This window comes from Enterococcus sp. DIV0210g (assembly GCF_050559705.1).
Lineage (GTDB): Bacteria > Bacillota > Bacilli > Lactobacillales > Enterococcaceae > Enterococcus_B > Enterococcus_B faecalis_A.
This window is the reverse complement of the sequence record NZ_CP187903.1, coordinates 1,890,803-1,904,032: the sequence shown is the minus strand read 5'-3', so window position 1 is coordinate 1,904,032 and position 13,230 is coordinate 1,890,803. Positions and strand designations below refer to the sequence as shown.

General features: G+C 39.0%; 14 protein-coding genes. 10 read left to right on the top strand and 4 right to left on the bottom strand.

Annotated features, from left to right (window positions below; genetic code table 11):
• The first annotated feature begins 2 nt into the window (after positions 1-2).
• The 5 genes from IGI64_RS09265 (at position 3) to IGI64_RS09245 (ending at position 5,308) form a co-directional block, all read left to right on the top strand.
• A complete protein-coding gene (locus IGI64_RS09265; protein ID WP_034861427.1) occupies positions 3-812 on the top strand; it encodes an ABC transporter permease in 810 nt (269 codons plus the stop codon).
• Entirely contained in the window at positions 809-1,636 is an 828-nt protein-coding gene (locus tag IGI64_RS09260; RefSeq protein WP_429940253.1) for an ABC transporter permease, read from the top strand. The genes IGI64_RS09265 and IGI64_RS09260 overlap by 4 nt, the downstream gene beginning before the upstream one ends.
• A complete protein-coding gene (locus tag IGI64_RS09255) occupies positions 1,633-2,706 on the top strand; it encodes an ABC transporter substrate-binding protein (protein WP_429940252.1) in 1,074 nt (357 codons plus the stop codon). The genes IGI64_RS09260 and IGI64_RS09255 overlap by 4 nt, the downstream gene beginning before the upstream one ends.
• Positions 2,707-2,886: 180 nt before the next feature.
• Entirely contained in the window at positions 2,887-4,392 is a 1,506-nt protein-coding gene (locus IGI64_RS09250) for a DUF5597 domain-containing protein (RefSeq protein ID WP_429940251.1), read from the top strand.
• 208 nt (positions 4,393-4,600) lie between these two features.
• Positions 4,601-5,308, top strand: a complete 708-nt coding sequence (locus tag IGI64_RS09245; RefSeq protein WP_429940250.1) for a YcjF family protein — start codon at positions 4,601-4,603, stop codon at positions 5,306-5,308.
• A 401-nt stretch (positions 5,309-5,709) separates the two neighbouring features.
• Here the strand turns inward: IGI64_RS09245 and IGI64_RS09240 are convergent, their stop codons facing one another.
• A complete protein-coding gene (locus IGI64_RS09240; protein ID WP_429940249.1) occupies positions 5,710-7,650 on the bottom strand; it encodes an ABC-F family ATP-binding cassette domain-containing protein in 1,941 nt (646 codons plus the stop codon).
• A gap of 353 nt (positions 7,651-8,003) precedes the next feature.
• On the opposite strand from IGI64_RS09240, the gene IGI64_RS09235 reads away from it, so the two are divergent.
• Positions 8,004-8,651: a redox-sensing transcriptional repressor Rex gene (locus IGI64_RS09235; RefSeq protein ID WP_034861430.1), complete on the top strand. Its 648-nt coding sequence runs from the start codon at positions 8,004-8,006 to the stop codon at positions 8,649-8,651.
• A 69-nt stretch (positions 8,652-8,720) separates the two neighbouring features.
• On the opposite strand, the gene IGI64_RS09230 is transcribed toward IGI64_RS09235, so the two are convergent.
• Positions 8,721-9,068 carry a thioredoxin family protein gene (locus IGI64_RS09230; protein ID WP_429940248.1) on the bottom strand — a complete coding sequence of 116 codons (348 nt, stop codon included), beginning with the start codon at positions 9,066-9,068 and terminating at the stop codon, positions 8,721-8,723.
• A 173-nt stretch (positions 9,069-9,241) separates the two neighbouring features.
• Between IGI64_RS09230 and IGI64_RS09225 the strand changes: the two genes are divergently transcribed.
• The gene (locus IGI64_RS09225; RefSeq protein ID WP_429940247.1) at positions 9,242-10,159 is read left to right on the top strand and encodes a permease; all 918 of its coding nucleotides are present in this window, start codon (positions 9,242-9,244) and stop codon (positions 10,157-10,159) included.
• 14 nt (positions 10,160-10,173) lie between these two features.
• Positions 10,174-11,004 carry a TIGR03943 family putative permease subunit gene (locus tag IGI64_RS09220; RefSeq protein ID WP_429940246.1) on the top strand — a complete coding sequence of 277 codons (831 nt, stop codon included), beginning with the start codon at positions 10,174-10,176 and terminating at the stop codon, positions 11,002-11,004.
• Between the two features lie 46 nt (positions 11,005-11,050).
• Here the strand turns inward: IGI64_RS09220 and IGI64_RS09215 are convergent, their stop codons facing one another.
• Both IGI64_RS09215 and IGI64_RS09210 read right to left on the bottom strand, forming a co-directional pair.
• Positions 11,051-11,527 (bottom strand): threonine/serine exporter family protein, encoded by a 477-nt coding sequence (locus IGI64_RS09215; protein ID WP_429940245.1) that lies wholly within the window; start codon positions 11,525-11,527, stop codon positions 11,051-11,053.
• Positions 11,528-11,539: 12 nt separating this feature from the next.
• Complete coding sequence (locus IGI64_RS09210) at positions 11,540-12,292, bottom strand: threonine/serine exporter family protein (protein ID WP_034861437.1); 753 nt, start codon at positions 12,290-12,292, stop codon at positions 11,540-11,542.
• Positions 12,293-12,523: 231 nt separating this feature from the next.
• Here IGI64_RS09210 and IGI64_RS09205 point away from each other — a divergent pair, with 231 nt between their 5' ends.
• Both IGI64_RS09205 and ruvX read left to right on the top strand, forming a co-directional pair.
• Positions 12,524-12,790 carry an IreB family regulatory phosphoprotein gene (locus tag IGI64_RS09205; protein ID WP_016623367.1) on the top strand — a complete coding sequence of 89 codons (267 nt, stop codon included), beginning with the start codon at positions 12,524-12,526 and terminating at the stop codon, positions 12,788-12,790.
• Positions 12,787-13,218: a Holliday junction resolvase RuvX gene (ruvX, locus tag IGI64_RS09200; RefSeq protein ID WP_016623368.1), complete on the top strand. Its 432-nt coding sequence runs from the start codon at positions 12,787-12,789 to the stop codon at positions 13,216-13,218. The genes IGI64_RS09205 and ruvX overlap by 4 nt, the downstream gene beginning before the upstream one ends.
• The last annotated feature ends 12 nt before the right edge of the window (positions 13,219-13,230 follow it).

The following is a 13,230-nucleotide window of genomic DNA, read 5'->3' as shown; positions in this document are numbered from 1 at the left end:
CGTTGAAAACAATCAGAAGAATCTATTCTATTCCTTATATCTTGTGGCTGGGATTATTTGTTATTGCACCGGTTGTATTGATTATCTATCAATCATTTCTTAATATGGATGGCCAGTTTAGTTTAACAAATTATACCCGCTATTTTACTTCGGGCACTTATTTGGCAATGACACTGAATTCCGTTTGGTACGCATTTTTGATCACATTGTTCACGTTGCTTATCAGTTATCCGACTGCTTATTTTTTAACAAAGCTGAAGCATAAACAGTTGTGGCTGATGCTGATTATTTTGCCGACATGGGTCAATCTTTTATTGAAAGCTTATGCGTTTATCGGGATTTTCAGTATCCATGGCAGTGTCAACAATTTTTTTGATTTCTTAGGCCTTGCTCCGAGACAGATTTTATTTACCGATTTTAGTTTTCTATTTGTAGCGACGTATATCGAGATTCCTTTTATGATCATGCCGATTTTCAATGCATTAGAAGAAATGGACCCGTCATTGATCAGTGCAAGTCGAGACTTAGGAGCAAACAATTATGATACTTTCCGCCGAGTGATTTTTCCTTTATCTTTGAATGGTGTAAAAAGCGGTGTGCAAGCTGTCTTTATCCCTTCACTATCCTTATTCATGCTGACACGTTTGATTGGCGGAAATCGTGTAATCACGCTGGGTACAGCTATCGAGCAGCATTTCTTAGTCACACAAAACTGGGGAATGGGTTCCACGATCGGTGTGATTTTGATCTTAGCAATGTTTGCGGTCATGCTGCTGACTGGTGAGAAAAGAAAAGGAGGCCGTTCTAAATGAAAAAGTTTAAATGGTCTTATATTTACCTAGCAATCGTTTTTCTTTTACTTTATACACCGATTTTCTACTTGATTTTTTATTCCTTCAACGAAGGCGGCACAATGAATTCTTTCACAGGTTTCACTTGGGAGAATTATCAAGCGGTTTTTGAAGATACACGATTGATCATTATCGTTTTGAATACCTTTATGCTGGCTTTCTTATCTGCTTTACTGGCAACGATTATTGGAACATTTGGAGCGATGGGCATCTATTATACACAGAAGCGCCGTTCAAGAAATGCGTTACTTAGTGCTAATAATATTTTGTTGGTTTCTCCAGACGTTATTATTGGTGCAAGTTTTCTGATTTTCTTTACACTTATCGGCTTTAGTTTGGGGTTCCAAAGTGTACTGCTTTCGCATATCGCGTTTAGTATCCCGATCGTGGTTCTGATGGTACTGCCGAAGCTGCAGGAAATGAATGATTCGATGGTCGATGCAGCACGAGATCTTGGTGCCAGCAATTTCCAAGTAATCAAAAATATCATTTTACCGTTCTTGTCACCGGGGATCATTGCCGGTTATTTCATGGCATTTACGTATTCTTTAGATGACTTTGCAGTAACGTTTTTCGTGACAGGAAATGGCTTCACAACGCTTTCTGTGGAGATCTATTCACGTGCACGGCAAGGGATCAGTTTGGAAATCAATGCATTAAGCGCACTTGTCTTCCTATTTTCTATGGTGCTAGTGATCGGCTATTACTTCATTAGTAAAGAAAACCGCACAAAAAAAGTCCGCAAAAATCGGCGGGTTCGTGAGGAGGCAGCAAGACTACGATGAAAAAATTACAGTCTCTATTCATAGGTATCCTTTTGATTATCTTGGTGCTGTTCTTCGGTGTACGCCAGCTTGAGAAATCAAGTGGTATGAGAGGTGCAGAAATCGTCACGATTTACAATTGGGGCGATTATATCGATCCAAGTCTGATCAAAAAATTTGAAAAAGAATATGGCTATAAAGTCAATTACGAGACATTTGATTCAAATGAAGCGATGTTCACAAAGATCCAACAGGGCGGCACGAACTATGATATTGCTGTTCCGAGTGAGTATATGATCCAAAAGATGATGAAAGAAAACTTATTGTATCCATTAGATCATTCAAAAATCAAAGGACTAGAAAATATCGACCCTCGTTTCTTGGATCTTGATTTTGACCCAGACAATAAATACTCAATCCCTTATTTCTGGGGCACCCTGGGTATCGTCTACAATGACAAAGTTTTCAAAGAAGGAGAAATCCAGCACTGGGACGATTTGTGGAATCCTAAGTTGAAAGACAGCTTGATGCTGATTGACGGCGCACGAGAAGTAATGGGGCTTTCTTTGAATAGTTTAGGGTATTCTTTGAACAGTAAAAATGATGCAGAAATAACTGAGGCAGCGAAAAAGCTGAATACATTGACGCCAAATGTCAAAGCAATCGTGGCAGATGAAATCAAAATGTATATGATCAATGAAGAAGCATCTGCAGCTGTGACTTTTTCTGGCGAAGCAGCGGACATGATGTGGGAAAATGAACATCTGCATTATGTAATCCCGACAGAAGCTTCCAATCTTTGGTTTGATAACATAGTTATGCCAAAAACAGCAAAAAATAAACAAGGTGCATATGATTTCATCAACTTTATGCTGGAGCCTGAAAATGCCGCGCAGAACGCGGAATATATCGGTTATTCGACACCAAACCAAAAAGCTAAAGCACTTTTGCCGGAAGAGATTTCTGGCGACAAGCAATTTTATCCAGATGACGAAACCATTTCGCATCTAGAAGTATATGAAGATTTAGGACCAAAATATCTAGGAATCTATAACGATCGTTTCTTGGAATTCAAGATGTATCGGAAATAGATTTAAGAGTATTCCTGACTTCTGATTTTTAAAGCGGCTGAGATGGCCGCTTTTTTTGTCTCATCAAATTCTGAAAAAGACTACTTACCTGCTATAGAATATCTCTTTTTTGTATAAAGGAAAAAGGTTACTAAGTATACTTTTCTTGTAGATACAAATAACGAAGTGAGGGGACAAATTATGGCTGTTAGTTATAAAATCCAGAAAAAAGAAAATCGGTATTATTTTTTAGAGAATAATCAGCCTAAATTATTATTAGGCGGAGAAATACATAACTCATCCGCTTCAACGGCTGTTTCAATGGAGAAAAATGTTTGGCCGTTTGTAAAAGACATCGGCCTAAATACATTATTGATCCCTCTTTACTGGGAGGCTGTTGAAAAGAAGCCAGGAGAATTTTCCTTTGATTTGATTGATCATCATTTGGAAAGAGCTAAGACATATAACATAAAAGTGGTATTTCTATGGTTTGGTTTATGGAAAAATGGTTTATCTACTTATGTTCCAAGCTGGGTGAAAGTAAATAGCAAAAAATATTTTCGCGTAATCAACGAAGAAAATAAAGCAATCAATTGCATCTCGCCGTTTTGCGAAGAGGCAGTCGAAGCAGATTGCAGAGCCTTAGCAGAGGTGGGAAGATATCTTAATAATCATCCGCTAAAAGATCAACTTTGCATGATGCAGATCCAGAATGAAGTCGGCTGTCTGACAGCGAGAGATCATTCGCCCTCCGCGCAGAAAGCTTATACACAAGAACTGCCTGTAAAGATAAGAGAACTTTACCCAAATGCAGCAAAATGGAACGAATTACCGGATGAAGCATTCATGGCAAACGCATTTAGTTGTGCAATAGACAAAATGGCAGCAACTGTAAAGAAACAAATCGATATCCCGTTATTCACAAATGCGTGGCTGCAAAAAGAGGGCAAAAAAGCTGGACAATATCCAAGTGGCGGACCTACTAAACATGTATTGGAAATCTGGCAGGCAAACGCAGAGCATCTAGTTGCATTTGCACCAGACATCTACGAAGAAAACTATCAGGAAATCGTGGGAGATTATCAAAAAATCGATCAGCCGCTGCTGATTCCAGAAACCAGAAAAGATTTGAAATACATGTCGAACATCTTTTATGCGTTTGGTGAAAATGCTTTGCTATATTCGCCCTTCGGTATTGAAGATCTGGCGAAAAGCGAAGCAATGGTAGTGGATGAAGATCAAGAATTCTTGAAACAATTAGGGCTTGATCAAGCTGCCTTTGACCCTACAGGAAGCTTGCCATATTTAAAACGTTGTTATCAGCTCATGGCTGCTCTGGAACCAATTATTTGTGAAGAGAAAATAGCTTTGATTCCTTTCAAAAAAGAAAAAGACGCATTTTTTGCTTTCAAAGACCAGACGTACAATTTAACAGTGAAGTTTCTCAGTAAAGAAGGGACAGACCAATTGAATTCTGCTGGTTTCTTCTTTAAAAAGGAAAACGAATATTATTTTATAGGCAGTAATATAGCCATTTTTCATGAAGCACTGGATAAGTCAAAAAAATCGGAAATCTTGAACTTAGAAGAAGGTACCTTTATTGAAGGAAAATGGCTTACTGAACGTGTGTTGAACGGAGATGAGCGCTACACACCGTATATAGGAAATATGCCTAAAATCATTAAGTTTTCACTTTATACCTATTAATATCAACCTGCACGCAAATTCTATTTTTCAGAATTTGCGTGCAGGTTTTTACTTAGAGAGAACAGTTAGTGAAAAGCAGTCCATTTAATTAAATATAAGCGTTATGTTACACTTTGATTAAAGTATTTCTTTATTGCAGAGGTTTTCAAAGATAAGTTCTATAGATTTGTAAATAACTATTAAATATCTATGTAAGGGGAGTTTTAAGATGGCGAAAGAAAAACGTTTTTGGAAAAAACGAAAAGAAGTTAAAAATGTAGAAACAGAAGTCGACCAAAAAATACCAGAAGTAGAAAAGGAAGAAGCGTTCGATTCATTTTTTGCTGAAGTAATGCAGAAGTTTCCTAAAAAAACAGCAGATATTTTGATGAAAACATTGGATACAACGCGAGGAAAAGCGGAAGAACTGCTGGGAGAAACGAGAGGAAAATTTGGGAAAGTATTCGAAGAGTTTTTAGCAGGTGTTGATGAAAAGACACGAAGAAAAGCACACCAGACGATCCATTTTGCTTCTTTGACATCAGCGATCATCGGCTTTTCGCCAATCCCGTTTTCTGATGCTTTTTTATTGGTACCAGTTCAATTGACAATGATGTCTCGGCTCCATAAAGTTTTCGGGCGCTCTTGGTCAGAAAATCTAGGAAAAAATCTGACTAGAGAACTAGTTGTTGTTGGTCTGGGAAAAAGCGCAGTGGGTAATCTGGTTAAATTTATTCCTGTGGCAGGTACGGTTACTGGCGGGATGATCAATGCAACGGTTGCTGTAGCTATCACTGAGACGCTTGGATGGGTGACTGTCAAAATGTTGAATGACGGCGAAGATATTTTTGAAGAAGTGATGTCTTTCAAAGGTCAATTCAATACTTTGTTCAGAGCTTTACAACATTCAAAAAAAGTATCAGGTAAAAAGAAATAGAGAATGGCCTAAATCTGTGCATTTTTACACACATTTAAAGTTTCTTAACTATTTCCTAAAAAAAAGCAAGATTTAAATCACAGATTCTTCACATTTAGCTTTTATTATATATGTATACCAACCAACAACCCTATAATACTTTTTCATTTTTACTCCTCAAGTAAAAATAACTCCTGAACCGCGGCCACCCACCGCGGTTCTTTTTTTGTGTACAAGCAGGAAGAAAAGAAAAAAACACCGCAAGACGATGTATCGTCTTGCGGTGTTTAAAGATTTTTTCACGAGCGGTATATCATATTTCAATTGTTTCTCAATACTAGTTCAAAATCCGCGAAAATATAAGAAGCTATTTTCGCGGATTTTTCTTTAATGCTTGAGGCTGAACAGTTTTTTCACAACCTCTAATTTTCATATTCTTCCAATTCCAAACTTAGCTCTTCCCATTCGGCTAGTTTTTCTTCTTGATCTTGACGCGCTGTTTCTAGTGCTTGATTCAATTCATTTAATTGGACATGATCGTCTAGAACGGCTGGATCTACCATTTTTTGTTCCAGTTGTCCGATCGTTTCATCTAATTTTGCCATGTCTTCTTCGACTTGTGTGATTTTACGCGAGAGGCTGCGAATGATTTTTTGCTGTTCTTTATTCAAATAGAAGTCTTTTTTATTGGCTGAAGCAGCAGTCTCTGGTTTTGTTTCGTCTTTTTCAGCAAGTAATTCGGCTAGTTCTTCTTCTTCCTGTTTCTTTTCTAAATAGTAGTCGTAATCGCCTAAGTAAACTTTACTTCCATTCTCTGAAAGTTCAATGACTTTTGTTGCGATCCGATTGATGAAATAACGGTCGTGAGAAACAAAAAGCAGTGTACCTTCATAGTCAATCAGTGCATTTTCCAGTACTTCTTTGCTATCGATATCCAGATGGTTCGTTGGTTCATCCAAAATCAAGAAGTTTTCTTTGTTCATCGCCAATTTTGCAAGAGCGACACGGGCTTTTTCGCCGCCGCTTAAAAGCGGGATCGTTTTTTCGACGTCTTCACCTGAGAATAGAAAAGCACCTAATGCATTGCGGATCTCTTTTTCAGGAGTGGTCGGATGTTCATCCCAAAGTTCTGCGAGAATCGTTTTATTGGTGTGCAAATCCGCTTGTCCTTGGTCATAATAACCGATTGAGACATTGGTACCGATTGTTTCTTTTCCGCGGATAAAGGGCAGTTTATGGATCAAAGATTTCAATAAAGTAGACTTGCCAATGCCGTTCGGTCCTACAAGTGCTACGGCTTCGCGTTTGCGGATGTCAAGATTGATTGGTTCGGCTAAAACAGTGTTATCGTAGCCGATTGCCGCATCTTCAAGCTGCAAGACCACATTTCCGGAAGGTTTTTCGATATCAAATAAGAAGTTTGCCTGCTTTTCGCTTCCTTGCGGCCGATCCATCCGATCCATTTTTTCCAACGCTTTTCGGCGGCTTTGTGCACGCTTGGTCGTAGAGGCGCGTGCGAGATTTCGAGCGACGAAATCTTCTAATTTGTGGATTTCAGTTTGCTGTTTTTCGTAAGCTTTCCATTCACTGGCAAGCTGTTCAGCTTTCATATCCAGATATTTTGAATAGTTTCCTTTATAGTGGCGCATTTTTTGACGGCTAAGTTCGTAGACTTCAGTGACGACTTTATCTAAGAAATACCGGTCATGAGAAACGATCAATAATGCACCGGTGTAATTTTGAAGATAGTTTTCCAGCCATGAAAGAGTCTCGATATCCAAGTGGTTAGTGGGCTCATCCAGGATCAAGATATCTGGTCTTTGAAGCAGCATGCGTGCTAAAGCAAGGCGTGTTTTCTGACCGCCAGATAAAGTATCTATCTTTTTATCATAAAATGAAGCATCAAATTTAAAACCGTGCAAAACAGAACGAATCTCGTTTTCGTAGCCGTAGCCGTTTTTTTCAGCAAAGGTATGCTGCAGACGGTCATATTCTTTTAAAACAGAATCATAGGCAGCTGTCTCTGGCGTTCCTTCGCTGATAAGAATCTCTAGTTCCCGCATTCTTCGTTCCATTTTTTGGACTTCTTCAAATGCTTTCAGCATCTCGTTCCAAATCGTCTCAGAGGAATCTAAGCCTGTATCTTGGGCAAGGTAGCCTAACGTTGTCTGTTTATTTTTTGCTAATGTTCCTTCATCAGGTGATTCCAGCCCTGCAAGGATTTTTAATAATGTCGATTTCCCAGCGCCGTTTCTGCCGACTAAAGCAATTCGGGAGCCGGTACTGATTTCTAAATGGATATTTTTAAATAAAATGTCTGCCCCAAAGTGACGGGCGACTTGGTTCGCTTGTAATAAAATCATCGAATCCTCTTTTCTACTTTGTGAATTCTTTCAACACAAAAACACTTTTTCCCTTGTAGTTTATCATAATTTCCTTTATACTGCGAGATTCAAGAAGCTGTTCAAGAATGAGGAAAGAATAAAAATTCACAATATCCAAGCAATGAAATTGATTTTTTCCTATGTTTTTTGCTATGATGAGTCAATAGAAAGATAGAAGCTGCTTGCAATCTCCAGTATGGATTGTACTTGGAATGTCTGTTTTGCAGCTTTTCGGTAAGTGCTTCGGTTTTAAGAAAATCGAATTGGATGCAGGAAATTGGTATACTTGAGATTGCAAACAGCTTCTTGAACAGGAAAATGGAGGTAAAAAATTGAAAGATCATATGATTCCTAAAGCGACTGCTAAACGTTTGCCTTTGTATTATCGCTATTTGAGAATTTTAAATAATGCCGGGAAGAAAAAAGTTTCTTCTACCGAGTTAAGTGAAGCGGTCCAAGTAGACAGCGCAACGATCCGTCGTGATTTTTCTTATTTTGGTGAATTAGGAAAACGCGGCTATGGTTATGATGTTGAAAACTTGATGAACTTTTTCGCAAAAACATTGAATGATGATCAGCTGACAAATGTTGCTTTGATCGGGGTAGGGAATTTGGGCAGTGCGCTGCTGAAATATAAATTCCACCAAAGCAATAGTATACGTGTGAGTTGTGCATTTGATGTGAATGAAGATATCGTTGGAAGGATCGTAGACGGTATTCCTGTTTATCCGATGGAAGATATGACAGAGCAAATCAAGATCCAACAAATCGAAGTAGCGATTTTAGCAATCCCTTCAAACAAGGCACAAGATGTTGTCAATGAATTAACAGAAGCTGGGGTAAAAGGAATCTTGAACTTTACTTCTGCGCGCCTGACTGCGTCAAATGATGTTTTGATCCAAAATGTCGATTTGACAAATGAATTGCAGACACTGATTTACTTCTTGCATTCAGATACGCCAATTGGTACCGAAGAATAAATACGATAAAAAAACTCTGGAAAGCATAAAAAGCATTCCAGAGTTTTTGCGTAAATATATAAAAAGCGGTTATTTGAATAAATCTTCGTAAGTAATAACAGATTCTTCTTCAGTGAGTTGATCCAACATCGTTTTGAGTTTCTCAAAATCGATAAAACGAGCTTGCCGCAGTACTTCCTTTCCTTGATTAAAGACTAGGACGGCTGGCGCAGTCAACACTTCAAAACGGCTGGCAACTTCTGGTGTTTCTGTTGCATCGAAGTGATAGGCAGGCATGTCATAAGCTTCCAGCATTTTCTCTACTTTTGGAAGAACCGCATGGCAGACTGTACAATTTTGCGTTGATATGTAAATAAGGACATTCTTTTGCTCCTGGATTGCTGTAAGAGCTTCAGGTAAGTTCGTTGTTTTTTTCATACAGATCTTCCTTTCTTTTTCTTGTCTAATGTAGTGTGGGGGAACGGAAAAGTCAATCAAATTGCTTTCCATTCTATAAAACAAAGATAAATAAAACTAAGTGCTCTTGTACTTTTTATGAAAAAAGCGTATATTTATTTGGCAATTTAAGTTGAGTAGTAAGGAGAGAATCCATGTTTTCTTTTATTCCAGATTCTGTACTGCAAATGAGTACGATTTTTTTATCTATTGTTATTGAAGCATTACCGTTTGTTTTGCTGGGGTGTATCATCTCAGGCGCACTGCAAGTCTATTTGACTCCCGAGCGTGTTCAGAAATGGCTGCCGAAAAATCGCGTTTTATCTATATTGATGGGGTCGGTGTTAGGCTTTTTCTTTCCTTCTTGTGAATGCGGGATCGTACCGATCGTGCATCAATTTGTCAAAAAAGGAGTACCTGTCCATACAGCATTCTCCTTTATGCTGACGGCACCTATTATTAATCCTATCGTTATTTTTTCAACATTTATCGCTTTTGGCAATTCATTCAAAATGGCTTTTTTACGGGTATTAGGCAGTTTTGTTATCGCGATGATCGTTGGGCTTTGGTTAGCTTATTTCCAAAAAGAATCTGTATTGAAAGAGAAGCTTCCAACAACTGCGGCTTCTCATAAACACACGCATCATCATTCTCACGAGCATGTGGAGAAAAGAAACTTTTCTCAACAAATCAGACATTTATTGACACATGCGGTGGATGAATTTTTTGATACAGGTCGTTATTTGATTATCGGCGGGCTGATTGCAGCAAGTATGCAGACCTATTTGCCGACACGAGTGATGTTAACGCTAGGTTCAACAAAACTGTTAGCTATCGTTATTATGCTGGTGCTTGCATTTACGATGTCGTTATGTTCTGAAGCAGATGCTTTTATCGGCTCTTCATTGATGAGTTTGTTTGGCACAGCGCCAGTTGTGGCATTCTTGGTTTTTGGTCCGATGGTAGATATCAAGAACTTATTGATGATGAAACGATATTTCAATACTCGGTTCGTTGTATCTTTTGTTGTGATCGTTGCTGTCAGCGTGATGGGCTACGCATTTTTGATTTAAGGAGGGGGAACAGCATGATTCGTTTTTTGATATTATCTGGTTATTTTGAATTGATGATGTACCTTCAAGTTTCCGGAAAATTAGATCAGTATATCAATATCCATTATCGTTATTTGGCTATATTATCGATGGGGCTGTCTCTTCTTTTAGCGCTGGTCCAGTTATACAATTGGGTCAAAAATGATGCCGAAGATCATGACCATGAAGGCCACGAACATTCATTGAACAAACCCTATCAGCGAGTGATTGCCTACGTTTTGCTGTCGCTTCCTATTATAGTAGGGATATTGTTTCCGACGGTTAGTTTGGATACAACGATCGTAGAGGCAAAGGGATTCAATTTTCCAGTAAGTAAAGAATCCGTTGGCGACCCAGAAATACAGACGCAATATTTGAAACCAGATACCAGCATTTATTATAATAAATCAGATTATTTGGACCAAATGGATGACTTGAAAGAAAAATATGGGGATAAAAAGACGCTTGCTATTACAGATGACAATTATTTGGAGATTATGGAACTAATCTATAATTACCCAAGTGAATTTTTAGGTAAAAAGATCTCATATGACGGGTTTATTTATCAGGCGGATACTGAAGGAGCGAAAGACACTTTCCTTTTCCGTTTTGGGATCATCCATTGTGTAGCCGATTCTGGTGTATTCGGTTTATTGACCCATCTGCCGGAAAATATCCAGGCGAAAAATGATCAATGGTACCATATCGAAGGCGTTATCCAGACAGAATATTATGCGCCGTTCAAACGAGAAGTTCCTTCCGTAGCAGTAGAACAGGCGAAAAAAATCGATGCACCGGCAAACCAATATGTGTATCGCTCCTTTTAGATAAACAAAAAACCAGCATACAGATTTTCTGCGTGCTGGTTTATTTTTACTTAAATGTCCGTTTTTTTCTTTTTGAAAAAATACTGTCGCGCTTTTCTTTAAAACTGCGTATATTATGATTGAATACCTCTGATAAAACTAATCCTAAAGCAATCGCACCGGCAATCATGATGACTTGGACAGCGGCATTCGCTGCTTCTCCATAAGATTCTGTAGCTAGATTTCGGATTGCTTGATACGAAAGCCCACCAGGAACTAAGGGAACCATTCCTGGGATGTTAAAAATCGTCACCGGCATTTTTAATTTTTTTGAGAAAAGATTGCTGACATAGGCGACACCCAAAGAACCAAGCAACGTCCCGAAAACGGCACTGCCGCCCAGCTGCATCGTTGTCCAGTAGACCATCCAGCCAGCTGCACCCGAAAAACCGCACCAAATGAGCGCACGTCGAGGAACGTTAGTGATTACAGAAAAAGCCATGGTTGCCAAGAAACTAAAGGCAAATTGAAGCAAGATATCCATGTATGTTCCTCCTTAATAAAAGATTTGAAAGATAAAAGCGATGGCAAAACCAATCATCGAAGCAGTCATCAAGGCTTCTGTTCCGCGAGAAACGCCCGAGACGTAATGCCCAGCAAGCAGATCTCGAACAGCATTCGTGATCTGGACCCCGGGAACAAGCGGCATGACACATCCGATAATGATTAGATCCTGGTTATTTCCCAGTCCGAAATGCACACTTGCAATCGCCGTAAATCCAATTAGAAAAGAAGCAATGAATTCAGATAGAAATTTGATTCGGAAAAAACGCAAGCTGTAGACATAGAGCGCATATCCAGCGCCGCCAATCAAAAAGGTGATTGGAAAATCAGGCAAGCTGCCGCCAAATAAAACCATGATTGTTCCGCTGTTGACTGCAGCGCTCAAAATCTGGAGCCAAAGCGGAAAAAAGAATCTTTCTTTTTCTACTTTCTGCAATTCTTCGTACAATTCTGTTAAAGTGAGTTCCTTTGCCACATATCGGCGAGAAAGGTCGTTCACTTTGACGACTTTTTCTAAATTGATCGAACGATTCATGATTTGTTCCATCCGAATCGTCGAGGAGCGGTCAAAACCAACGAATAACCCCGTTTGTGTCACATAGCTGACCAAACGATAATTTCCAGAAGCAAGTGCGATCCTGCTCATCGTGTCTTCTACGCGATACATCTCCGCATTGCTTTCCATCATGATTTTTCCTGCCAGCATACAAGTATCCAGCAGCAGATCCAGTTCTCTTTCCGACATAGCATCTTCTCCAGTAGTTGTTTTTTTCATTCTACTACAAACCAAGAAGAAAAAGAGAAAGAAATAACATAAAAAGAGAAAACGTAGGATTTTTAGAAAGGGAGCGGTTTAAAAAGAATCCATTTTCTTCCAAAGAAAATGTAAGAATTTGTTTGTAGTTTTTGCTTTATTCTAGTAAAATGAAGCTGTATAGGGTAAAATGATTACCTTACGGGAAAGAGGTGTGGAATCATGGGTTTTACAGATGAAACCGTACGTTTTGATTTTGATGATAATCGTAAAAAAGAAGTAAGTGAAACATTGGCAATCGTTTATCGGGCTTTAGAAGAAAAAGGCTACAATCCAATCAATCAGATTGTTGGCTACTTGCTTTCTGGAGACCCGGCCTACATTCCTCGTTATCGTGATGCCAGAAATTTGATTCGCCGTCATGAACGTGATGAGATCATGGAAGTTATCGTGAAGGATTACCTTTCCAACCACGGAGTAAATCTATGAGGATCATGGGCTTAGATGTAGGCTCAAAGACGGTAGGTGTGGCTGTCAGCGATCCATTCGGCTGGACAGCACAAGGTATTGAAATTATTCCGATTGATGAAGAAAAAGGCAATTTCGGCTTTGAACGTCTCAAAGAATTAGCGGATCAGTATGAAGTAGAAAGATTTGTCATTGGACTTCCTAAAAATATGAATAACTCAATTGGACCGCGAGCAGAAGCTTCTATGGCTTACGGCAAACAAGTGGAAGAACTTTTCCATGTACCGGTCGAGTATCAAGATGAGCGGCTGACGACTGTTCAAGCAGAGCGAATGTTAGTGGAACAAGCCAATACGTCACGCGGCAAACGAAAAAAAGTGATTGATAAATTAGCAGCAGTCATGATTTTGCAAAATTATCTAGACGGTGCTGGCAAAAAACTATTTTAAATGAAAAGGGGA

Coding starts and splice junctions, on each gene's coding strand:
- IGI64_RS09240 (WP_429940249.1), bottom strand. CDS start 7,650: ATGATTTTATTACAAGCGAACCAAGTCGCCCGTCACTTTGGGGCAGAC.
- IGI64_RS09230 (WP_429940248.1), bottom strand. CDS start 9,068: ATGAAAAAAACAACGAACTTACCTGAAGCTCTTACAGCAATCCAGGAG.
- IGI64_RS09260 (WP_429940253.1), top strand. CDS start 809: ATGAAAAAGTTTAAATGGTCTTATATTTACCTAGCAATCGTTTTTCTT.
- ruvX (WP_016623368.1), top strand. CDS start 12,787: ATGAGGATCATGGGCTTAGATGTAGGCTCAAAGACGGTAGGTGTGGCT.
- IGI64_RS09215 (WP_429940245.1), bottom strand. CDS start 11,527: ATGGATATCTTGCTTCAATTTGCCTTTAGTTTCTTGGCAACCATGGCT.
- IGI64_RS09250 (WP_429940251.1), top strand. CDS start 2,887: ATGGCTGTTAGTTATAAAATCCAGAAAAAAGAAAATCGGTATTATTTT.
- IGI64_RS09220 (WP_429940246.1), top strand. CDS start 10,174: ATGATTCGTTTTTTGATATTATCTGGTTATTTTGAATTGATGATGTAC.
- IGI64_RS09210 (WP_034861437.1), bottom strand. CDS start 12,292: ATGTCGGAAAGAGAACTGGATCTGCTGCTGGATACTTGTATGCTGGCA.
- IGI64_RS09255 (WP_429940252.1), top strand. CDS start 1,633: ATGAAAAAATTACAGTCTCTATTCATAGGTATCCTTTTGATTATCTTG.
- IGI64_RS09205 (WP_016623367.1), top strand. CDS start 12,524: ATGGGTTTTACAGATGAAACCGTACGTTTTGATTTTGATGATAATCGT.
- IGI64_RS09225 (WP_429940247.1), top strand. CDS start 9,242: ATGTTTTCTTTTATTCCAGATTCTGTACTGCAAATGAGTACGATTTTT.
- IGI64_RS09245 (WP_429940250.1), top strand. CDS start 4,601: ATGGCGAAAGAAAAACGTTTTTGGAAAAAACGAAAAGAAGTTAAAAAT.